Origin of the sequence: Chryseobacterium sp. B21-037, from assembly GCF_028570785.1 — a bacterium.
In the GTDB taxonomy this organism is placed as follows: domain Bacteria; phylum Bacteroidota; class Bacteroidia; order Flavobacteriales; family Weeksellaceae; genus Chryseobacterium; species Chryseobacterium proteolyticum.
The window spans coordinates 111,629-132,821 of the sequence record NZ_JALGCB010000001.1 but is presented as its reverse complement, the minus strand read 5'-3'; the positions used below and the strand labels follow the sequence as shown (position 1 = coordinate 132,821).

At 36.6% G+C, this 21,193-nt stretch carries 20 protein-coding genes; 9 read left to right on the top strand and 11 right to left on the bottom strand.

Annotated elements, in window-relative coordinates; all coding sequences use genetic code 11:
- The first annotated feature begins 37 nt into the window (after positions 1-37).
- Positions 38-574: a nucleotide exchange factor GrpE gene (locus tag MTQ00_RS00645; protein ID WP_172277121.1), complete on the top strand. Its 537-nt coding sequence runs from the start codon at positions 38-40 to the stop codon at positions 572-574.
- A gap of 100 nt (positions 575-674) precedes the next feature.
- Positions 675-1,790, top strand: coding sequence for a molecular chaperone DnaJ (gene dnaJ, locus MTQ00_RS00640; RefSeq protein ID WP_172277118.1), 1,116 nt, complete (start codon positions 675-677; stop codon positions 1,788-1,790).
- Between the two features lie 109 nt (positions 1,791-1,899).
- Here dnaJ and MTQ00_RS00635 read toward each other — a convergent pair whose 3' ends face one another.
- Together MTQ00_RS00635 and MTQ00_RS00630 are read right to left on the bottom strand one after the other, a co-directional pair.
- Positions 1,900-2,808, bottom strand: a complete 909-nt coding sequence (locus MTQ00_RS00635; RefSeq protein ID WP_273647333.1) for an acyltransferase family protein — start codon at positions 2,806-2,808, stop codon at positions 1,900-1,902.
- 83 nt (positions 2,809-2,891) lie between these two features.
- Entirely contained in the window at positions 2,892-3,773 is an 882-nt protein-coding gene (locus tag MTQ00_RS00630; protein WP_172277112.1) for a DUF808 domain-containing protein, read from the bottom strand.
- A gap of 194 nt (positions 3,774-3,967) precedes the next feature.
- Here MTQ00_RS00630 and MTQ00_RS00625 point away from each other — a divergent pair, with 194 nt between their 5' ends.
- Together MTQ00_RS00625 and MTQ00_RS00620 are read left to right on the top strand one after the other, a co-directional pair.
- Positions 3,968-4,483: a tetratricopeptide repeat protein gene (locus tag MTQ00_RS00625; protein WP_273647332.1), complete on the top strand. Its 516-nt coding sequence runs from the start codon at positions 3,968-3,970 to the stop codon at positions 4,481-4,483.
- A 51-nt stretch (positions 4,484-4,534) separates the two neighbouring features.
- Entirely contained in the window at positions 4,535-5,479 is a 945-nt protein-coding gene (locus MTQ00_RS00620) for an alpha/beta hydrolase (RefSeq protein WP_273647331.1), read from the top strand.
- On the opposite strand, the gene MTQ00_RS00615 is transcribed toward MTQ00_RS00620, so the two are convergent.
- The 5 genes from MTQ00_RS00615 to MTQ00_RS00595 form a co-directional block, all read right to left on the bottom strand.
- Positions 5,446-6,141, bottom strand: a complete 696-nt coding sequence (locus MTQ00_RS00615) for a DedA family protein (RefSeq protein WP_273647330.1) — start codon at positions 6,139-6,141, stop codon at positions 5,446-5,448. The genes MTQ00_RS00620 and MTQ00_RS00615 overlap by 34 nt on opposite strands.
- A gap of 86 nt (positions 6,142-6,227) precedes the next feature.
- The gene (prfB, locus tag MTQ00_RS00610) at positions 6,228-7,340 is read right to left on the bottom strand and encodes a peptide chain release factor 2 (RefSeq protein ID WP_172277100.1); all 1,113 of its coding nucleotides are present in this window, start codon (positions 7,338-7,340) and stop codon (positions 6,228-6,230) included.
- A 133-nt stretch (positions 7,341-7,473) separates the two neighbouring features.
- Complete coding sequence (locus tag MTQ00_RS00605) at positions 7,474-7,782, bottom strand: hypothetical protein (RefSeq protein ID WP_273647329.1); 309 nt, start codon at positions 7,780-7,782, stop codon at positions 7,474-7,476.
- A gap of 7 nt (positions 7,783-7,789) precedes the next feature.
- Entirely contained in the window at positions 7,790-9,004 is a 1,215-nt protein-coding gene (locus MTQ00_RS00600; RefSeq protein ID WP_273647328.1) for an NAD(P)/FAD-dependent oxidoreductase, read from the bottom strand.
- Positions 8,970-10,334: an AAA family ATPase gene (locus MTQ00_RS00595; RefSeq protein WP_273647327.1), complete on the bottom strand. Its 1,365-nt coding sequence runs from the start codon at positions 10,332-10,334 to the stop codon at positions 8,970-8,972. Before MTQ00_RS00595 ends, MTQ00_RS00600 begins: the two co-directional genes overlap by 35 nt.
- Positions 10,335-10,451: 117 nt before the next feature.
- Here MTQ00_RS00595 and MTQ00_RS00590 point away from each other — a divergent pair, with 117 nt between their 5' ends.
- The 3 genes from MTQ00_RS00590 to MTQ00_RS00580 are packed head-to-tail and all read left to right on the top strand — an operon-like array spanning position 10,452 to position 12,974.
- Positions 10,452-11,363: an ABC transporter ATP-binding protein gene (locus MTQ00_RS00590; protein WP_273647326.1), complete on the top strand. Its 912-nt coding sequence runs from the start codon at positions 10,452-10,454 to the stop codon at positions 11,361-11,363.
- Positions 11,356-12,201 carry an ABC transporter permease gene (locus tag MTQ00_RS00585; RefSeq protein ID WP_273647325.1) on the top strand — a complete coding sequence of 282 codons (846 nt, stop codon included), beginning with the start codon at positions 11,356-11,358 and terminating at the stop codon, positions 12,199-12,201. Before MTQ00_RS00590 ends, MTQ00_RS00585 begins: the two co-directional genes overlap by 8 nt.
- 26 nt (positions 12,202-12,227) lie before the next feature.
- Positions 12,228-12,974, top strand: a complete 747-nt coding sequence (locus MTQ00_RS00580; protein ID WP_273647324.1) for a hypothetical protein — start codon at positions 12,228-12,230, stop codon at positions 12,972-12,974.
- A 191-nt stretch (positions 12,975-13,165) separates the two neighbouring features.
- Here the strand turns inward: MTQ00_RS00580 and msrB are convergent, their stop codons facing one another.
- The 4 genes from msrB to MTQ00_RS00560 all read right to left on the bottom strand — a co-directional run bounded on the left by msrB (position 13,166) and on the right by MTQ00_RS00560 (position 15,633).
- Positions 13,166-14,251: a peptide-methionine (R)-S-oxide reductase MsrB gene (gene msrB / locus MTQ00_RS00575; RefSeq protein WP_273647323.1), complete on the bottom strand. Its 1,086-nt coding sequence runs from the start codon at positions 14,249-14,251 to the stop codon at positions 13,166-13,168.
- Between the two features lie 20 nt (positions 14,252-14,271).
- Positions 14,272-14,715, bottom strand: coding sequence for a DUF417 family protein (locus MTQ00_RS00570; protein WP_172277079.1), 444 nt, complete (start codon positions 14,713-14,715; stop codon positions 14,272-14,274).
- Between the two features lie 81 nt (positions 14,716-14,796).
- The gene (locus MTQ00_RS00565) at positions 14,797-15,069 is read right to left on the bottom strand and encodes a hypothetical protein (protein WP_172277076.1); all 273 of its coding nucleotides are present in this window, start codon (positions 15,067-15,069) and stop codon (positions 14,797-14,799) included.
- 9 nt (positions 15,070-15,078) lie between these two features.
- Positions 15,079-15,633 carry a sigma-70 family RNA polymerase sigma factor gene (locus MTQ00_RS00560; RefSeq protein WP_273647322.1) on the bottom strand — a complete coding sequence of 185 codons (555 nt, stop codon included), beginning with the start codon at positions 15,631-15,633 and terminating at the stop codon, positions 15,079-15,081.
- A 344-nt stretch (positions 15,634-15,977) separates the two neighbouring features.
- Between MTQ00_RS00560 and alaS the strand changes: the two genes are divergently transcribed.
- Positions 15,978-18,581, top strand: a complete 2,604-nt coding sequence (alaS, locus tag MTQ00_RS00555; protein ID WP_273647321.1) for an alanine--tRNA ligase — start codon at positions 15,978-15,980, stop codon at positions 18,579-18,581.
- 197 nt (positions 18,582-18,778) lie between these two features.
- Positions 18,779-21,193, top strand: a complete 2,415-nt coding sequence (locus tag MTQ00_RS00550) for a hypothetical protein (protein ID WP_273647320.1) — start codon at positions 18,779-18,781, stop codon at positions 21,191-21,193.

The window sequence follows — 21,193 nt, the reverse complement described above, 5'->3', positions numbered from 1 at the left end:
ATCTTTGACAAACAACTCTTTAAAATAGTTATTGAATATGGAAAATCAGGATATCAACGAAGAAAACATCAATAAGCAACAAGAAGACAACATTCAGAACGAAAATGCTTCTGAACAAAATGTGACAAATACTCCGACTGCGGAAGAACTTTTGGCAGAAGAGAAAGACCGTTATATTCGTCTTTATGCTGAGTTCGAAAATTATAAAAAGAGAACTTCCAAAGAAAAGATGGAGTTCTTCCAATATGCTAATCAGGACATGATGGTTTCTATGCTTGGAGTACTGGATGATTTTGAAAGAGCATTAAAAGAAATCGCTAAAAACGGAAATCCGGCGGATCTGCAGGGTGTAGAACTTATCTATCAGAAATTCAAAAATAAACTTACAGAGAAGGGGTTGAAATCAATGGAAGTAAAAGCCGGAGATTCTTTTAATGTGGACCTTCACGAGGCAATTACTCAGATTCCTGCTCCATCTGATGATTTAAAAGGTAAAATCGTAGATGTAATCGAAACAGGATATACTTTAGGAGATAAGGTAATCCGTTTTGCTAAAGTAGTAACAGGAAACTAATATTAATAAGTGATAAATGGTGAGCAATATCAGGTGATAAAACCCCATATATGCTCTACACATCTTTTGTCATTTATCTGAAATCAATTATACAATTGTCATGTCAAAAAGAGATTATTACGAGGTTCTTGAGATAAGCAAATCTGCTTCAACCGAAGAAATAAAAAAATCATACCGTAAAATGGCCATCAAATATCACCCTGATAAAAATCCGGGAGATAAAGAGGCTGAAGAAAAATTTAAAGAAGCTGCCGAAGCTTATGAAGTATTGAGCGACGATCAGAAACGTGCAAGATACGATCAGTTCGGTCATGCAGGTGTAGGTGGAAACGGCGGATTCGGCGGTGGATTTGGCGGCGGAATGAATATGGAGGATATTTTCAGCCAGTTTGGAGATATTTTCGGTGGTCATTTTGGCGGCGGCGGATTCGGTGGTGGCGGACGTCAGCAGGTAAAAGGTTCTAATTTAAGAATCCGCATCAAGCTGAATCTTGAGGAAATGGTAAACGGTACCCAAAAGACTCTTAAAGTAAAAAAAATGAAGATGGCAGAAGGTGCCACTTCTAAAACGTGTCCTACCTGTAATGGTTCCGGAGTTCAGGTGAAAGTAATGAACACCATGTTCGGACAAATGCAGACACAGGCTACATGCGGAACTTGTCAGGGTATCGGAAAAGTTGCCGATAAAATCCCGGCAGGTGCAAATGCACAGGGACTTATAAAAGATGAGGAGGAAATTACCATCAATATTCCTGCAGGAGCAAGAGACGGAATCCAGCTTAATGTAAGAGGAAAAGGTAACGACGCTCCTTTCGGAGGAGTTCCGGGAGATCTGCTTGTTATCGTAGAGGAAGAAGTAGATAAAACAATCAAAAGAGAAGGAGACAATCTTCATCAGGAGTTATATATTTCATTTGCAGAAGCTGCATTAGGAACCAAAAAAGAAGTTCCTACGGTAGGTGGAAAGGTAAAAATCACTGTAGATCCCGGTACGCAATCAGGAAAAATCCTGAGACTGGCCGGAAAAGGCCTTCCTAGCATTGACAGTTATGGAAAAGGAGATATGTTTATACACATTAATGTATGGACTCCACAAAAATTAACGAAAGATCAGAAAGATTTCTTTGAAAAACAGATGTCCAGCGGAGAAATGGTTGCAGAACCATCCGGAAAGGAGAAGACATTCTTTGATAAAGTAAAAGATCTTTTCAACTAAAATATAAAAAGAGGCCTGCAAGGTCTCTTTTTTATTGGCGTTCTGTTTTAATGTTCCGGAATTTATATTTTCTCACCTAAGACCATAGATGATCAAACTTTTTAAGCCATTACAAAAGATATTTCAGTTTGCGGTTAGCCAATACAAGAATAAAACTGGCAGTCAGTAATGTTATCACGAAAATCAACATTTCGAACGGATAATATAAACCAAGTGTCCATTTCATAATCAGAGGATGTATCACATAGATTGCAGTGGATAAGCTGGCAAGAATTTTAGTATCTATCATTACAGACACATTTTTGCAGTAGATAAATACCAGCGGGCAGGCTAATAATAAAGAAAACAACAGGTCAATATTTTCTGTAGAACTGATCATGATAAAATTGTAAAAAGACTCTGAAATCACAAGCCCGGTCAAAGCAATAACTGTGATCAGTGAAGGCCTGTATCTCATATCAAGGTTAAGCTTATTGATCAGATATCCTATTGTTAAAAAAGGAAAGCATACCAGGAGAAAGTTCCTGTAAGACGGATAAAGATTGATTAATTTATCTTTTTGCCCCCCAAAATAATGGAGATTTCCTATCGTCTGTAACGCGTAGCCTATACTGAATAATAAAACAATAAGCGCTAGCATAAACCTTACCGGTTTCTTCCTGATTAAAAATAAAATAATCGCTGAAAAAAAAGTTCCTATCAAATACCATAAGTGATGATATCCAAATAGAATGTTTATGAATATATCTTCTTTTTTCCAGAAGGGAATATAAACCAGCGACCAGATCAGGTAAAGCAAAAATGTCCTTACCAGCCACTTTTTAAGCTTTTGTGTATTGTCTACGTAATAAAAATAATATCCCGTAATGATTAAAAATGTGGGCACCGCCATTCTGAAAACCCCGTTAACAAGTACGAAACCAAGTACAGGACGGGTATCCTGAAATAAATGCATGTGCAGGAAGACAACAAAAAATGCAAGGACAATTTTCAATATATCAATGGACAGATTCCTCATGAGCCGTAAACATGATACAGCGTAAACAAGAATGATAAGTCAATCGTCTTGCTGTCTATTTTTAAAAGAGAACCTGCATACATCTATTTACGGGTTGCCAGAGTATATATTTTTTTGCCTAATGTAAAAAGTGCCACGGCAAGTAAGCCCCCTATCATTCCAAACGTAAACTCTTTAAGTACTGATGGCCAGTCAGGGAGAAAATGATGAAGATACGCTATATTATGAACAAAAATTCCTCCGGAAACCAAAATGAGGGCTATTGTTCCCACGATTGCCAGCATTTTAATAATAATAGGTAATGCTTTCACCAGTAAATGCCCCAGTTTGGAGAAAAAGCCTTTATCATTACTCTTTCTGATCAGCTTAAAGCCGGCATCATCCATCCTTACAATTAAAGCCACAATACCATACACTCCTATGGTTGCCAGGAAAGAAACCAAACTTACCGTAATGATTTGTGTCAGTAGAGGATGTTGTTCTTCAAGAACAGTTCCAAGAGCGATAATTACAATTTCGATTGAAAGAATAAAATCTGTGGTAATTGCTGATTTAATTTTCGATTTTTCTGAATTTTCATCATCTTCATTTTTTGTGCTTTCTTCTATGACTTCATGTCCTTTTTTATCCCGATGAAATAAAAACTCAATGATTTTTTCAACTCCCTCGAATGCAAGGTAAAAACCTCCTAAAATAAGAATGATTTCTATTGCAGGCTTATACAGCCAGTGTAGTAAAAACGCGATCGGCAGAATAATTAGCTTATTAATAAAAGAACCTTTGGTAATTGCCCATAACACAGGTATCTCCCGTGATGAAATGAAACCTGTAGCCTTTTCGGCATTTACCGCCAGGTCATCTCCCAAAATCCCTGCAGTTTTCTGAGTTGCTATCTTACTGGTTACAGCCACATCATCCATAAGAGCAGCGAGATCATCTAAAATTGCAAAAAAACCGGAAGCCATATGTAATTTATTATTTAACAACAAAAATAACTATTTAATTCTATATCTCATTTTCTTTTAAAATCAATTTAACAAAGAAAAAATTCATAAATCATAAGAAGCCTTGTGATCGTATCATCTATTTTTTTTATTGAACTTAATAATAAACCTCACAATTCTTCTCATATTTGCCAGGGTATAAAATCCTTAACAATATGGACGAAACTGAAATCTGGGAAAAACAACTGCAATCCATCTGGCAGCAATTAGGGAAAATAAGCAATGAAGATTTTATCCAGCGGATCAAAGATCATGTTCAGCATCTAACGGATAAAAAAGCAATTGCTGATTTTGAAATGGCTTGTGCATTTGATTCAACAGGAAATGAAAAAGAAGCTGAACCATTGTATCGTTCAGCCTTACACCATGGCTTATCGGGTTTGCGCAGAAGAAGGGCCAGAATTCAGCTTGCAAGTACACTGAGAAACAATGGAAAAATCGATGAGAGCATTCGGATCCTCAGAGAAGAAAAAATAAATGAGTCTGATGAGCTTGATGATGCTGTGGATTCTTTTCTTGCACTTTCATTGTACTCAGCCGGAGAGAGTAAAGAGGCATTGTCCCTAGCGTTAAAAGCTTTATCCCGGCATTTACCCCGATACAACAATTCATTATACAAGTACGCTGAAAATTTAGAAGCATCCAATAAACATGATAGCACCGGATCTTGAAAACAGCCCTGCCTTAACCCAGAATCATCATATTTTTCTTACATTTGATTTATGAAAAAGCTCATACTCAGATATCATTTTTTTATTTTAGGATGTATCGGCTTTTTATTAAATTCATGTAATTCAAGATTCAGAGTTTGGGTGGGGAATAACAATCAGCAGAAAATTTACAATTTAAAATACGGTGAGCATAAAAGACAGAAGATGGATATTTTCCTTCCGTCCGAATATGCTAAAGAATCCCCTGTTGTTCTTATTGTACATGGAGGGGCCTGGAAGTATGGCAGAAAAGAACATATGATCCAGATCCAAAAAATGCTTTTTAAAAATAATATTCCCAGCATCAATATCAATTACAGGCTCGTTTCAAAATCTAAAAAAATTACTTACAGGGAGCAGTTGGAGGATATCAGCTCGGTAATTGAAAAATTTAATTCTTTAGCGGGGAAAGCGGAACTCCAACCTGATAACTATATTATCCTGGGAGAAAGTGCGGGTGGACATTTGGCTTTACTTTATGGTTACCAGCATCCGGATCAGATCAAAAAGATCATTTCTTTAAGCGGTCCTACTGATTTTTATTCTCCGGAATTTTTACACTCATTTTACTCGAAATATACCTCACCTACTTTACAAAAGGTGGTAGGAACCAGATTTAACCGTCACAACCTGTCTGAGGAATTTAAAATAGCAAGCCCGATTGCCAATATTACAAATGTCCCTACGCTGATCTTTCAGGGAAATCAGGATTTTCTGGTTAATAAAAGCCAGGGGCTCGCGCTGGATTCGGCTTTAGCAAGCCGGAATATTACCCGTAAACTGGTTTTCATGAAAAATACAGGACATGCCCCAAGATTTTTCAGCAAACGAAAAAGAGACAGTATCATCTACCCTAATATCCTGGAATGGATAAAAAATAACCTGCATAAAGCAGGTTATTATATTTTACAATTCACATCTCTTTATTTAGGTGAATTATCTTCGTATTTACTGTGATCCACTTTCTTACCAAAAAGAAATTTAATAATGATCGGAAGTGTAGTGATCAGAACGATCACAATAATGATCAGTTCGAGCTTTTCTTTAAGATTGATACCAAATTGTTCCTGGAATAATTTATCCAGATAGTGACCCGCAAAGATCAGGATGAACGACCATAGCACTGCTCCGATGATATTGTCTCTGAGGAACTCTTTTTTGTCCATTTTCACAATTCCCGCAACGATAGGAGTAAACGTTCTTACTACAGGTAAAAATCTTGCCATGATAACGGCTAAAGCTCCATGCTTTTCAAAAAAATCATGAGCCTGGTACAGGTATTTTTTCTTAAACAAAAAGGTATCTTGTTTTTTATAAAGTGCAGGACCTGCCTTCACCCCAAAGTAATATCCCACTTCATTACCTACAACAGCAGCAAATGCTACAGCAGTGGCAAGGATGGTAGTATCAAGAAGATCGCTCCCTGTAGAGCCAAATGTCTCTTTGATAATTTCAACAGCATAAATTCCTGAAACAAACAATAAAGAGTCTCCTGGTAAAAAAAATCCTACAAAAAGACCAGTTTCAGCAAAAATAATAAACAGAATCAGCCAAAACCCTCCCATTTTAATATAAAACTCCGGGTTTAATAAATCTTTCCAGCTATTGAAATCTTCCATACATATTGATAAGTAACAAAAATAAGTCTAAAAAGTCTGATTAAGAAATTAATTATAAGATTTTAACTAAAAAACCAGAATAATTTTTACAGGTCTAAATCATCGTCAGAAACCGCGGTTCCATCGGCCATGAGAAAAGCTTTCAGGAATGGCGTAAGATTTCCGTTCATTACCGAATCTACGTCTGAAGTCTCATAACCAGAACGTACATCTTTTACCAGTTTGTAAGGATGCATCACATAGTTCCTTATCTGACTTCCCCACTCGATTTTCATCTTATTGGATTCAATCTCGTTTCGGGCTTTCATTCTTTCTTCAAGCTCCATTTCATATAATCTGGAACGAAGCAATTGCATTGCCTTTTCCTTATTCTGCAGCTGCGATCTTGATTCCGAGTTTTCGATAATGATCCCGGTAGGCGCGTGACGGAGACGCACCGCTGTTTCCACCTTGTTAACGTTCTGTCCTCCGGCTCCTGAACTTCGCATGGTTTCAAATGAAATGTCCGCAGGGTTTATATTAATTTCAATAGTATCATCTACCAATGGATAAACATACACGGAAACAAAGCTTGTATGTCTTTTGGCATTACTGTCAAAAGGTGAAATTCTTACGAGCCTGTGAACACCATTCTCTCCTTTAAGGTACCCGAAAGCGTATTCTCCATCCATTTCCAGGGTCACCGTTTTTACACCGGCAACGTCTCCTTCCTGATAATTCAGCTCCCGAATTTTATATCCTTGCTTTTCTGCCCACATTGTGTACATTCTCATCAGCATTGCAGCCCAGTCACAACTTTCCGTACCTCCAGCCCCTGCCGTGATCTGTATAACGGCTGAAAGCTCATCTCCTTCGTTGGAAAGCATATTTTTAAATTCAAGGTCTTCTATTTTTTCTACTAGTTTTGGAAATGTCTCATCCAGCTCTTTTTCAGAATCAGGATCTTCTTTGGCAAATTCCATTAAAACCTGCAAATCCTCAAACTGAGTAGCAATTTCCTGGTAATCTTCCACCCATCTTTTTTTAGAACGAAGCTGCTTTAAGAATGCCTCCGCCTCTTTCGGATGATCCCAAAATTCAGGAGCAGCCGTTTTCTCGTCGTCATTAGAAATTTCTATTTTCTTCTTTTCAATCTGAAGATATTTATGGAGATCTTCAATTCTGGATTGAACATCTTTTATATGGTCGTTGTTAATCACGAAATTTTATTTTTTGCAAAAATAAGGATAAAATTTTGAGCAAAGAGCGATAGCTGATCAGCAATCATTTTTTCCTGAGTTAATGTTGAACAAGATCAATAATATTTTTTGACTCAATGGAAATATATATTAATCAGAATAAGCTATTATTTGTAGCCATAAAGCCAATAATTATAAATAAAAAATGTGCTGCTAATATAAATGGCAAACTCTTCTTACCTCCAAACCTATCAATAATATTTCCATAGATGGCAAATTGAAGTATACCAAATACCAGAAAATACATGGATATATTATCCGGTAATATAATTCCTAAAAAGCAAAGTGGAAAAATAACTGTGATCAGCGCATAATTTCCATGACCCGCTCCTGCAAAGAAAACTGACAAAAAAATAAGAGGAACCGTTAATACAGCAAAAAGATTCGTATATCTATATTTCATAACACATTTAATTGATCTTATCCGCAACGATCTCTCCAATTTTTGGGGCCAGTGCAACGCCCATCCCGGAGAGTCTTACAGCACAAAACTGTCTTTCCGATACCTGTTTTACAATGGGAGTTTTTTCTGAACCCATTGCCATGATCCCCGACCATCGAAGGTCAATTTTAAAATCATGATCAGGCAGAATTACCTCTTTCAAAAAATTTTCCAGATGATTCTGTAAAAATTCAGTAGTCTGAAAATCACGGGTTTCTTCAGTCTTAAAATCCTGGTTTCTCCCGCCTCCCAACAGCACCCTGTTTCCTACATTTCTGAAATAATAAAATCCCTCGTCGTAATGGAAAGTTCCTTTTAATTTTAAATTTTGAACGGGTTCCGTAACTAAAATCTGACCTCTGGCAGGAATGATTTCTTCATTTTCTAAAAATTGGGAGCTAAAAGCATTGGTACAGTAAATAACCTGCTCTGCATGAACAGACAAATCTTCAGACAACCTGACTTCCATTCCGGTGTTTTCCTCAATTACATCCGTAACCGGTGTTCCAAAAAGGAATTCAACTTTCAGGTCCTGACATTTCTCAAGAAGCTTTTGTAAGAGCTTTCCTGAATGGAGACTCCCTTCACATGGATTTTCAATCAGAAAGTCCGATTTTCCCAACCCAAATGCTTTGATTTTATCTTGTTGTAAAGAATAAGTGGCTGAAATTCCTGTTATGAGCTTCATTTTTTCATTCACTTCTTCCATATTTTCTAAAGGTGATTCATTATTCAGGATTTCAAAGCCCCTACTCAAATCAAAATCAATTTCTGAATTCTTAAAATACTTCTGAATTTTCAGAAGCCCTTCAAACCTCATCTTAATCAATTCCAAGGTCTTGTCCCATCCCATTTTTCCCTGATCGGCAATAATTTCCGTCAGGCTCCCAAAGCAGGCAAAGCCGGCATTTCTTGTTGAAGCGCCCAGCGGAATCGGATTTCTTTCAATAATTAAAACAGATAGGTCAGGATATTTTTCTTTAATGGATATAGCTGTCCAAAGCCCGGTAAACCCTGCTCCAATAATAATAATAATAATAATAATAATAATAATAATAATAATAATAATAATAATAATAATAATAATAACATCCCTTCTCCGGTAAAAGGTTTCGAGTTCCCAGATGCTGTTCATCGGTGATGAGTAATTAGCCTTTGTCTTTTCCTCCCTCCTCTTCACCATTGTGATGAAAACCTATTGCCCGCGCAGGTTCTTCTACCACTTTATAGGTTTCGAGTTCGGTTCGTAAGGATTTAATCCTGTATTGAAAATCATCAAAATTATTGATAATTGCGTCATTTAAAAATTGTTCGACCTGTTGCAGGTATTCTTCTGTAAGTTTGCCTGCTGCATCTCTCAGGGCTCCATTTAAAAGGACATCGTCAATTACAAGTTTTTCATTTTTTGTTCGCTGGTAAAGATTTTTTATCCTCTTCTTCAGACTTTGTGTAAAATCCATGAGCATGGTATTGCTGAAAGCCTTCATTTTGGATGCACTTCCATTCCAGAAAGGTACTTTATCTGCTTTGTTATTTTTAAGGATCTTATAGAGCAAAGAATCGCTTTCCAGCCCTTTCGTCATTCCGTACAGGATAATTTCCGAACGCTCTGCAACATTAGGAGGAAAAACAGGAATCATTACATCGAATCTTCCCGGCGCCAGAATCTCCTCATCAATCTCCGATACGGACTTGGCAGATCCCACCATCACTACGTCTTCTTTTGCAAATTTTCCGATGTAATGAAGAATGATCTCCTGCGTTTCAAGATTGCAGGATGCCACATTGTTCTCTGCACTTCTTTCCATCATGATTTCATCAAAATCATCCATAAAAAGAAGCACCTTATCCTCCGTCATCATCTTTATGAGAAAATCATTAAAATTTGTTTTATTCCCATCGATTAATGATGTTCCCAGATAATGTTTTTTAACTTCCTTAAACTGATAATTGATGATCTCTGCAATTTTGTTGGCCCAGAAAATCTTACCACTTCCCGGAGGTCCGTAAAGAATGATCCCCGCTGGTTTATTGATCCCCCAGTCTTTTATCTGTTGCTTATTTAAAAAAGGCTCCAAGACACTGGAAATATAAAAGAACAAATCCCGGTAACCTATGAAATCCCGGTGTTGAAGACTGGTCTTATGTCCAAAATAGTTATAAACAAACTGATAATTTCCACCCAGCTTATTATCTATTCCGTAACTGGAAATTGAAGAACGGAATATTCCGTTATCAAAAATATTAGGAGTGCTGTCCTGAATTGCTTTTTCTATCTTTTCTTTAGGCTGATTGATCGTCTCTGCAATTTGCTCAAGGGTTTTATTCTGATCAAGATCTTTTTCGTAGGTCCTTAAAAAATCTACATTCTCGCGGGCAAACTTTTCAAAATCATCTTTGATCTCAAAATTGGTACTCATACATACTCCAAGTTCCAGGTCAAAATCCTGGATAAATTGCTTGATTGCCTCTACGGAAATATTTAATTCTTTTGCAAGCTCAATTAACTTCATATTCACGAATTATACTACCAAATTTAATATTTTAATCTCATACAAGATCAGACAATTTAAGTAAATATTGTAACATTCTGTTAAAAACAAAGACTACTACTATGTAAAACAAATTACATGGAAAAAGTTTTGTCAGTAAAGAATTTAACAAAAAAATTCAAACGAACCGTTGTAAACAATATCTCTTTTGATGTAGAAAAAGGGAACGTTTACGGACTTCTTGGCCCTAATGGAAGTGGGAAATCCACTACATTCGGAATGTTGCTTTCCACCATAAATCCCACCAGTGGCGACTGGTACTGGTTCGGAAAAAAGGGCACAGATTCCGATACTTTAAAAAAAATCGGGGCTATTATTGAGCAACCGAACTTCTATCCATATCTGAGCGCCGAAACCAACTTAAAGATTGTTGCCGAAATTAAAGGAGCTTCCTACCAGCGTATTGATGAAGTTCTGAAGACTGTAAATCTTCTGGACAGGAAGAAAGACCCATTTAAAACGTTCTCACTTGGAATGAAACAGCGACTGGCGATCGCCTCCGCTATGCTGAACAATCCTGAGGTCATGATACTGGACGAACCTACAAACGGACTGGATCCTGAAGGCATTATCCAGATCAGGGAAATCATTTCCAATATTGCCAAACAAGGAATTACGATCATTATTGCCAGCCATCTTCTGGACGAAATTGAAAAAATATGCAGCCATGTTATTGTTTTAAAGGAGGGGAATTCCATTTACAGCGGGCGGGTTGATGAAATTACAAGCAACAAAGGTTTTTTTGAATTAAAGGCAGATAACAATACTGCACTTTTAAATGCGCTTGAAGAACTGCAATGGTTCAGCTCTATAAACACCGAAAATGATATCATTAAAGCTCAGATTCGTGAAGACGCTTCCATTTCTGCTTCGGCACTCAATCAGAAGCTGGCAGAAAAAGGTATTTTCTTATCCCACTTGTCTAAGAAAAAATTATCGCTTGAAACTCAATTCCTTGAACTTGTAAAAAACACGAATACCAATGCTTAAATTATTAAAACTCGAATACCACAAAAATCTGAATTACAGACCATTCAGAATTTTCACCATATTGTATTTTGCTATTTTAGTGGCGCTTCTTTTCATCGGATTGGTCGATCTGGATGTCTTTGGTGCAACAATTAATCTAAAGGAACAGGGGATTTATAATTTTCCGGAAATCTGGAACTTCACTACCTGGATTGTAGCCTTGCTAAAGATATTTCTTGGATTGATTATTGTTTTTTCGATCTCACAGGAGTTCAGCAACAGAATGTTTAAGCAGAATACCATTGATGGGTTGAGCAGAAAAGAATTCATCGGATCTAAGCTACTGACGATAACTATTTTTTCTGTTGTATCTACCCTTATTGTATTTGTCATTACCCTTTTCTTAGGATATAATTACTCCAAGGTAACAGACTCCGCATCGGTCTTCAAAGAAATGTTCTTTATCGGAAATTATTTTGTAAAACTTTTTACTTTCTTCTGTTTTTTAATGTTTCTTTCGGTACTCCTCAGAAAATCCATGTTTGTATTTCTAGGATTCTTTGTGTATTGGATCGGTGAAGGAATCTTAACCGCCATCGAAGTATTCCAAAAAGTCCGTGGAACACAGGAACTGGAGAGAATCAAGATTATGAAAGAAGATTTCTTCATCACCCATCTTCTTCCTTTGGAAAGCATGTCTAACCTGATTCCCAATCCTATGCTGAGATTAAATATGGCTAAAATGATGGGATTGAAATATGAATTCACCTACCCTACAGAAAGTTTAATCGCATGTATTGTTTGGAGTGGACTTTTTATCTTCGGATCATACTGGATCTTGAGAAAAAGGGATTGGTAGTCTCTTTAATGGAATGATTAAAAGATTTGAAAATTAAAATATTAAAAAGTGATTCATTGAGGATCACTTTTTTTATTTGTACAGAATATTTTTTTAATTTTATAAAAATGCGAGGCTTGAAAAAAATATATTATTTCCCTGGGCTTATAAGCGCTGTTATTATTCCATTATTGTTTTGGTATTATGGGAGCCGGAAGTTTGAGGAGATCAATCTCAATGTTATTGATATTGGATTACCTGCTAAGATCAGGCCTGGAGAAAAAGTAAATGAATCTGCAACTTTCGAATCCGTACGAAACTGGAATTATAAAAAAATTATAGTAGAACCTAATTCAGCAAGAGATAATTCCAAACGTTATATATCTGACATTAAACAGCTTCAAAAAGAAAACCGCAAGGAATCTGGAATAGAATTTATTTTAAATGACGAAAATACATATGATGACATTATATCTTTATTAAATGATATAGAATCCAGCGGACAATTATCATACTGCTTAGACCTTAACAAAACAGGACATTTTTTTGTTCCTCATCAATACATTGATCATAATATAACAAAAATTGATGATGACCATATTTTTAGATGTGGGACGGGATTAATAATGCAAAGCGCTTTGAAGAACAATCCGTCACAACAATTTTCCGAATTTGAAACTTCAATTTCACAATTACCCAAGCCTTCATTTTACATCATTTTTGGATTTTTACTATTTTTAAATATCTCCATGTTTAGCATTAAAGATACCGTTCAATTTAATAAAAGACAATAATGAAAAAGATATACTACTTTCCGTGACTTATTAATGCTGTACTTATTCCATTATTGTTTTGGTATTATGGGAGCCGGAAGTTTGAGGAGATCAATCTCAATGTTATTGATATTGGATTACCTGCTAAGATCAAGCCTGGAGAAAAAGTAAATATTCATAAAAAAAGGTTGCTTTTCAGCAACCTTTACACATTATTTTTTCTCGAGTAATGGAAGATACTCAGCATATCCTTTCTTCTCCATTTCAGCCTTCGGTATAAACTTTAGAGAGGCACTATTGATACAGTAACGTAAACCTCCTTTATCTTTAGGGCCATCTGTAAAGACGTGTCCCAAATGAGCGTCACCAGTCTTACTACGAACTTCCACTCTGGTCATTCCCGCAGACCTGTCTAATTTTTCATCGATAACATTTTTAGTAATCGGTTTGGAAAAACTTGGCCATCCACAACCGGATTCGAATTTATCTGTTGACACAAATAATGGCTCCCCTGTTGTAATATCTACATAGATTCCTTCACGAAACTCTTTATCATACTCATTCTGGTAAGGCATTTCTGTAGCATTTTCCTGCGTTACACGGTATTGTTCAGCCGTAAGTTTTTCTTTTAAAACCTTTTTATCCTGTTTCTGGTACTTAGCTTTTGGAAGCGGATTGGCATTTTTAGCCATTTCAAAAAGTCCCGGTTCGATGTGGCAGTATCCTCCAGGATTTTTATCCAGATAATCCTGATGATAATCTTCCGCCCTGTAGAAATTTTTCAGTGGAATAGTTTCTACCACCACAGGCTTACTGTAATTTTTAGCCAGCTTTTGTACTTCTTCTTTCACAATGGCTTCTGTAGCCTTATCTGTAGAGTAAATTCCGGTTCTGTACTGGTCTCCCCTATCATTTCCCTGTTGATTCAGACTTGTAGGATCAATGGTTTTGAAATACAGATCGATCAATAATTTCAAATCAACCTGATCAGGATCATATTTCACTTTTACGGTTTCTGCAAAGCCGGTTGTATGGCTTACAACTTCTTCATAGGTAGGATTTGTCTTGTTTCCGTTAGCGTATCCTACTTCAGTTCCCACAACCCCGCGAATCTGTTGGAAAAAGTGCTCTGTTCCCCAAAAACATCCGCCTGCAAAATAAACTTCTTTTACATTTTTACTGTCCATAATGGTCTCATTTTCTTTTTTTATTTCTGACGATTTCTTTGAATCGCCACAGCTTCTTGCAAATACGGCAATACCTAAAACAACTGCCAGTAATATTAATATACTTTTCATTTTTATCTTTTTATTCATTATTATTTTTTTTGATATATCATCAATCCAAATCCTAAAAGCATGAGATCTTTAAGAATAAAGAAATCTGTTACCGGAACTCCATCCACTATTTTCCAGATTCCCGGAGTTGTAAATAAATAGCTTAAAGTAACAAGGAAAGTCACTGTCATTCCGATTCCCGCATACTTCTTCAGAGCTACAAATTTCGGACTAAATATCAGCAATAGTGCAATGATAATTTCTATCGTTCCGATAGCATTTGACACCGTTTGGACGCTTGCTATATTATATACGAAAAAGGTGAGAAAATGGTTTTCAACCAGGCTTTTTATTCCTTGTGCTTCGGTTGGAGTAAATTTGAAAATTCCAATCCAGAGTAAGATAAGTGCCGCTCCGTATAATGAGATGTAATATCCCAGCTTATACGTTATAGATTCTTTAGTAAGTTGTGCTGTTCCGTTCATTTTTTTAAGATTTTGAATGACTACTTTTATTATTTTCAGAAGTATAGTCGGAACGGCTTCAAAATCCTGACAGAATTTTTATCAAAAATCTATCTTTTTAATCATATCATCTTTAAAACCTTGAATATCAGAATCATTTATTTCATCACTTTCCTTTTTTATAAAAGTTTTCTTCATGATTTCATCAAGGATAGCGAGCTTTTTCTGATAAGCCCTGCACCATTTGCAAATTTTCAGATGCATAGTAAGCTTACGGTCTTCTTCCGGAGAAATAGACCCTGCATTTTTCTTTTCCATAAGGAGTGTGGCTACACTGCATGGAAGAAATATCAAATGAATCAATTTTTTCAACATGTTCAACATTTATGATTTTGCAAACCAATTAAAATCCAGGCACTCCCGCAACTGCATTCTGCTTCTTTGTAAAATCTTCCATAGATTAGTCGTGGAAATATCCAATTCCTGACTCACATCCGGAGCTTTTTTTTCCTGGAGGTAGTACATTTTCACAGGAATCTTCCATCGGACGGGCAATTCTTCAATACAATCTTCTAAAGTTTTATTGAATTGCTGGTCATCCAGAAGCTCAGGTTCTTTATTAGAAATATCCCAGTCATTCAGAACCTGGCTATTTTTCCAGGATCCTGTTTCATCAAAAAAATGATCCAGCCTGATCTGAGGTTCAGACTTGTACTTTCCACGGTAGAAATCGGCAACTTTCCGGTTGAGAATCGTCATCAGCCAGGTAAGAGGCTGGCTTTTTCCCTCAAAAGAATCATAAGATGACAATGCTGAAAGAAAAACTTCCTGAACGATATCTCTAGCATCATCCTTATCTGAAAGAAGATACATTGCTCTCTTTAAAAGGGCTCCGGAATACATTTCTACCCAGCTTTTCAGCACTTCATTTTTCGTCATATTACGCTTTTATCATTTCAGATCATAACGAAGATAGTAAGTTAAGCGGAAAAGCACAAAAAAATATACTGCCTAAAATTCCCGTTCCGCAGAGAGCATACAATTCCTTAGTTTTTGGTATAATTATTTTAAGGTACTTTTTTCTAGCCCCGATTGTAGTATTTGTCTGAGCTCATTTTTCTTATCAAAGAAAAATAGCGAGTACGGAAAGCGGGAAACAGCTTCTAAAAACTGTTTCAGATTATCGACACAAATGTTTCCAAAAGTATCAATAAATTGAAACTAAATCACCTAAAAACATTAAATTTGCATCTTATCATAAAAAGCAAAGCAATACATTACTTATGACATCACAAGAGATACGTCAAAAATTTTTAGATTATTTTAAAAGTAAAGACCACCTTATCGTTCCTTCTGCACCGATTGTGCTGAAAGACGATCCTACCCTGATGTTTTCCAACTCAGGAATGACGCAGTTTAAAGATTTTTTCTTAGGTTATAAAACACCTACTGCTCCAAGGATTGCCGACACACAAAAGTGTTTAAGGGTTTCCGGAAAACATAATGACCTGGATGATGTAGGTAGAGATACTTACCACCATACGATGTTCGAGATGTTGGGGAACTGGTCTTTTGGTGATTATTTTAAAAAAGATGCTATTGCTTTTGCCTGGGAATTGTTAACCGGAGTATACGGAATTCCGAAAGAAAATTTATACGTAACCATTTTTGAGGGAGATGCATCTGAAAATCTGGAAAGGGACCAGGATGCGTACGACTTCTGGAAGACCCATATTTCTGAAGACAGGATCATTAACGGAAATAAAAAAGATAATTTCTGGGAAATGGGGGAAAGCGGACCTTGCGGACCTTGTTCTGAAATTCATATCGACCTTAGAACTCCTGAAGAAAAAGCAAAAATTTCCGGACTTGAACTGGTGAATAATGATCACCCGCAGGTTGTTGAGGTCTGGAACCTGGTTTTCATGGAATTCAACAGAAAGGCTGATAAAAGCTTGGAAAAACTTCCGCAGCAGCATGTAGACACCGGAATGGGATTTGAGCGTCTTTGTATGGCGTTACAAGGTAAATCTTCGAATTACGACACCGATGTTTTCACGCCACTTATTGCTAAAGTTGAGGAACTTTCAGGCAAGAAATACACAGGAATTTTAGAAGATGAAAAAGATATTGCCATCCGCGTGGTGGTAGACCATATCAGAGCAGTTTCTTTTGCTATTGCAGACGGACAGCTTCCTTCTAACGGAGGAGCCGGGTATGTGATCAGAAGAATTTTAAGAAGAGCAATTTCTTACTCTTACCGTTTTTTAGGAATGAAAGAACCTTTCCTTTTCGAATTGGTTGCTGTTCTTAAAGATCAGATGGGACCATTCTTCCCCGAGCTTGAAAAGCAGGGGAATCTTGTTACAGAGGTTATCAAAAGCGAAGAAGAATCATTTTTAAAAACTATTGAAAGCGGTCTTGTACGCGTTGAAAGACTGATTCAGCAAACCATTTCGGATGGTTCGAAGGTGCTGCCTTCTGTAGAAGTTTTTGAACTGTATGATACTTATGGTTTCCCGGATGATCTGACAAGAATTATTGCGGAAGAAAAGGGATTGACCATCGATGAGGTGGGTTTCCAGGCAGAAATGGAGAAACAAAAACAGCGTTCTAAGAAAGACTCTGCTTCTAAAGTATATGACTGGGTGGTTCTGGAAGAAAAGCCGGAAACTTTTGTAGGATATGACCAGCTTGAAGCTGAAACCTATATTACCCGATACAGAAAGGTAGAAAATAAAGACGGGGAATTCTATCAGGTAGTTCTTAGCAACTCTCCTTTCTACCCTGAAGGAGGTGGACAGGTTGGTGATAAAGGAGTCCTGGAAAATGCTGCGGAAAGCTTTGAAGTATTGGAAACGAAAAAGGAAAACGGATTGATCATTTCATTGATCAATGGTCTTCCAGAAGATGCAGGAGCTGTTTTCTATGCTAAAGTAAATGCTACGGAAAGGAAGAATTCTCAGGCCAATCACTCGGTTACCCACCTTCTGCATGAAGCACTAAGAGAAGTTCTGGGAACTCATGTGGAGCAGAAAGGTTCTTATGTAGGACCTGATTATTTGCGTTTCGACTTCTCTCATTTCAATAAGATGACGGAAGAAGAACTTGCTTTGATCGAAGAAAAGGTAAACCAAAAGATCAAAGACAGCATTGCTCTGCAGGAATTCAGAAATATTCCGATCCAGGAGGCTATAGACAAAGGAGCTATGGCTTTGTTTGGTGAAAAATACGGAGATAATGTAAGAATGATCCAGTTTGGAAGTTCAAAGGAATTATGTGGTGGAACCCATGTTAAGAACACCAGCGAAATCGGTCATTTTAAAATCACTTCGGAAAACTCTGCTGCTGCAGGGATCAGAAGAATTGAAGCAATTTCAGGAGATAAATCTGCCGAATACTTCAAAAATATAGAACAGCAGATCACCGAGCTTTCTCAGCTGCTGAAGTCAAAAGATGTGGTACGATCTATTGAAAAGCTGATTGAAGAAAATGCCTCATTGAAATCTGAGGTTGAAGCATTGAAGAAGGAAAAAGCAAAAGGAGAAATCGGAGACTGGAAGAATGCTTATGAGCAAAAAGGAGATAAGCAGCTATTGGTTAAGAAGACCTCATTGGATGCAGGCTCTGTAAAAGACATTGTCTTCCAGCTAAAAAAAGAAATCCCAACATCGATAACCATTGTACTTTCCAATGCTGATGACAAACCGATGATCACCGTAGGAGTTTCTGACGATCTGGCTTCTAGCTATCAGGCTGGAGCTATTGTAAAGGAACTGGCAAAAGAGATCCAAGGTGGCGGTGGTGGAAACCCGGGCTTTGCTACTGCGGGTGGAAAAAACCTCGCCGGTTTAGAAAATGCTTATCAGAAAGCCTTAAATATTTAAATAACAATATTTTAACAATAACAATAAAAACTTCCAAAAATTTTGGGAGTTTTTATTTTGCCTTGATCTATATAAGCAAATTTACTTGCATTTCTATTAAAACAACCAAGCAACAACAGATTGAAAATTATATCAATAACGCTTATAAAAGTTTTTCATGATAAGAAATATCACTAATTTTGATTCACATTTATTTCATGAAAAGGGTTTTATTTATTATATTTTTCTGGACTTGTATTTTTGGTTATTCGCAATCAAAAATCAAAGTCATCGATGAGATAGACAAAAACCCTGTCCTCAATGCTAAAATCTTCTGTAATGATAAACTCCTTGGACAAACAGACTCCCGGGGAATTTTTGAATTCAAAACCAAATGCAACAGCATAGAAATCCGGGCAGATTATTATCAGAATGAAATTGCGTTGGTAGAAGAAAATATGGAGGTATCACTCCTTAAAACTTCCTCAAAAACCACTGCTATTGAGACCGTCATCCTGCAGGATAAAAGTGATCCGAGAGCCCTGGAGATTCTGAATAAGGTTAATAAATATTTTAAAGAAAACTCTCCCAAAAGTCTGAGCTCATACACGTATAAATCGTATGAAAAAGTATCTTTAGATATTGACGAAGATAGTATAACTCAGTTTAATCAGTTTTTTAACGATACTAATTTCTTCAAAAAGAAAAGGGAGAAGGATTCTTTAAACAATATTTCCGCTAAAAAGATCTTTTCAAAAAGCAAACTTTTTCTTTGGGAAAGAGCTCAGGAGTTTTTGTATTCAAAAAAATATGGAGAAAAGATCAATATTTTAGATAACAGGATTTCGGGTCTTAAGCAACCTATCTATGAAATGATTGCTCTCCAGCAAAGTAACAGGGACCGAATTCCGAATCAGGTTAAACAGGAAAACAGAGGTTTATACCGTTATTTTCTTACCGATACCCTAGAGCTGGACGGACGGAAAAACTTTGTGATCCGTTTCCGTGAAGTGAATTATAAAAAGTCCGACAAAAAAAGAAAGTTCAACGGAACGATCTATATAGATACCGAGACCTATGGTATTAAAAAGATCGAAAACATCAGTAAAAATAAAAACGACGGAATTATTACCAGCACCTGGGTGTTTTATAATAACAAATGGTTCCTTGCTCATGAAAAGGTAAAACTACGAATGAGTAAAATGGCCGTAAAGGACGACAGTAAAGACCATTCTGAAGATACCGCTGAAAAAAAAGGGAGAAACAGTTTTGGCACCTACGCTTTCCTTACCTCAAGGTATTTTGATTTCAAGTCCCCTATTGAAGAAAACTCCAAAGATTTTAAGGGATATACCTTTTCTGTAAAAAATGCGGATGGAACATCTCTTGACCAGTACAGAACGGATTCGCTAACGGAAAGGGAAAGAAATACCTATACAACTATAGACAGCCTTGGAAAGATCTACAATATCGATAATAAAGCTAAAATACTGACAGGGCTTATCAATGGGCAGATAAGGGTTGGTATCGTTGACTTTGCGGTAGATGAAATTGTGAACTACAACCTCTATGAGGGATTCAGGCTTGGCTTAAAAGCTAAACTGAATGAAACTTTTAATCCTTATTTTTCTCCGGATTATTATTTCGCCTATGGGTTCAAAGATGATAAATGGAAGTACGGAATCGGCCTGGACATGAAAACAACCCTGGAAAAGAATTCGTTTTTCAGAATAGAATATTATAATGATGTAACTGCATCTGGGGAATTTTACAGAAGACTCTGGAACTTTAAGATGAGAATGATGAACTATGGAAATAACCTTAATAATGACAGGTATTACCATTTCCGCGGGGCTTCTTTGTCTTATCTTAATGATATCACTAACGGACTTACCCTGGTTTTTGCGGCAAGGAGAAATTTTGAGCAGGCTATGTTTGATTACCAGTTCCGAAACAGTGGTCCTTCGTTTGAAAACTTCAATACACTATTTACTTTGAAGTTCTCACCTAATTCCACCAATATTATGACCCCACAGGGCAAGTCTCTTATTGATCAGAAGTACCCTGAACTTTATTTCAATTATGAACAGAGCTACAAAGTATTGGGTGGTGATTTTAATTATACCCGTTTTGATGCACTTTTTGTTCATAATTTTAAAACGGTTTTAGGAACTACCGGTGTAAGGCTCTATGGAGGGATCGTTCTGGGTGAAGCTCCGATCTGGAAAAATTTCACGATGAACGGACTGGCTTCTCCGGGAAGAGATATTAATTTTAACCTTACCTCCTACCTTGGATTTGCAACATTAGAGGGAGGAAAGTATTATAATGATAAATTTATTGCCTATTATTTCACCCATAAGCTTCCGCTATACCTGAAGAGTATCGGACAAAATGTATCAAGTTTTGATTTTGTTCTTAGAGGAACCATTGGAGATATGAAACATCCGGAATATCATGATTTCAAATTCAGAAAGCTGGATCACCTGTATCAGGAAGTAGGTGTGGAATGGAATAACTTCCTTTCAAGTTATTTTAATCTTGGCGTATTTTATAGAGTAGGATATTATACCACCTCTAATTTTAAGCAAAATTTTGCCATACAGTTTAAATTAAAATTATTGGAATTTTAA

Excerpts from the sequence above, each read along its gene's own strand:
- MTQ00_RS00615 (WP_273647330.1), bottom strand. The coding sequence starts at position 6,141 with ATGGAAGATTTCAATAGCTGGAAAGATTTATTAAACCCGGAGTTTTAT.
- MTQ00_RS00585 (WP_273647325.1), top strand. The coding sequence starts at position 11,356 with ATGCTTAAATTATTAAAACTCGAATACCACAAAAATCTGAATTACAGA.
- MTQ00_RS00590 (WP_273647326.1), top strand. The coding sequence starts at position 10,452 with ATGGAAAAAGTTTTGTCAGTAAAGAATTTAACAAAAAAATTCAAACGA.
- MTQ00_RS00550 (WP_273647320.1), top strand. The coding sequence starts at position 18,779 with ATGAAAAGGGTTTTATTTATTATATTTTTCTGGACTTGTATTTTTGGT.
- MTQ00_RS00595 (WP_273647327.1), bottom strand. The coding sequence starts at position 10,334 with ATGAAGTTAATTGAGCTTGCAAAAGAATTAAATATTTCCGTAGAGGCA.
- msrB (WP_273647323.1), bottom strand. The coding sequence starts at position 14,251 with ATGAAAAGTATATTAATATTACTGGCAGTTGTTTTAGGTATTGCCGTA.
- MTQ00_RS00620 (WP_273647331.1), top strand. The coding sequence starts at position 4,535 with ATGAAAAAGCTCATACTCAGATATCATTTTTTTATTTTAGGATGTATC.
- MTQ00_RS00630 (WP_172277112.1), bottom strand. The coding sequence starts at position 3,773 with ATGGCTTCCGGTTTTTTTGCAATTTTAGATGATCTCGCTGCTCTTATG.
- MTQ00_RS00565 (WP_172277076.1), bottom strand. The coding sequence starts at position 15,069 with ATGTTGAAAAAATTGATTCATTTGATATTTCTTCCATGCAGTGTAGCC.
- alaS (WP_273647321.1), top strand. The coding sequence starts at position 15,978 with ATGACATCACAAGAGATACGTCAAAAATTTTTAGATTATTTTAAAAGT.
- MTQ00_RS00635 (WP_273647333.1), bottom strand. The coding sequence starts at position 2,808 with ATGAGGAATCTGTCCATTGATATATTGAAAATTGTCCTTGCATTTTTT.
- dnaJ (WP_172277118.1), top strand. The coding sequence starts at position 675 with ATGTCAAAAAGAGATTATTACGAGGTTCTTGAGATAAGCAAATCTGCT.
- MTQ00_RS00625 (WP_273647332.1), top strand. The coding sequence starts at position 3,968 with ATGGACGAAACTGAAATCTGGGAAAAACAACTGCAATCCATCTGGCAG.
- MTQ00_RS00600 (WP_273647328.1), bottom strand. The coding sequence starts at position 9,004 with ATGGTGAAGAGGAGGGAGGAAAAGACAAAGGCTAATTACTCATCACCG.
- MTQ00_RS00560 (WP_273647322.1), bottom strand. The coding sequence starts at position 15,633 with ATGACGAAAAATGAAGTGCTGAAAAGCTGGGTAGAAATGTATTCCGGA.
- MTQ00_RS00605 (WP_273647329.1), bottom strand. The coding sequence starts at position 7,782 with ATGAAATATAGATATACGAATCTTTTTGCTGTATTAACGGTTCCTCTT.
- MTQ00_RS00645 (WP_172277121.1), top strand. The coding sequence starts at position 38 with ATGGAAAATCAGGATATCAACGAAGAAAACATCAATAAGCAACAAGAA.
- MTQ00_RS00570 (WP_172277079.1), bottom strand. The coding sequence starts at position 14,715 with ATGAACGGAACAGCACAACTTACTAAAGAATCTATAACGTATAAGCTG.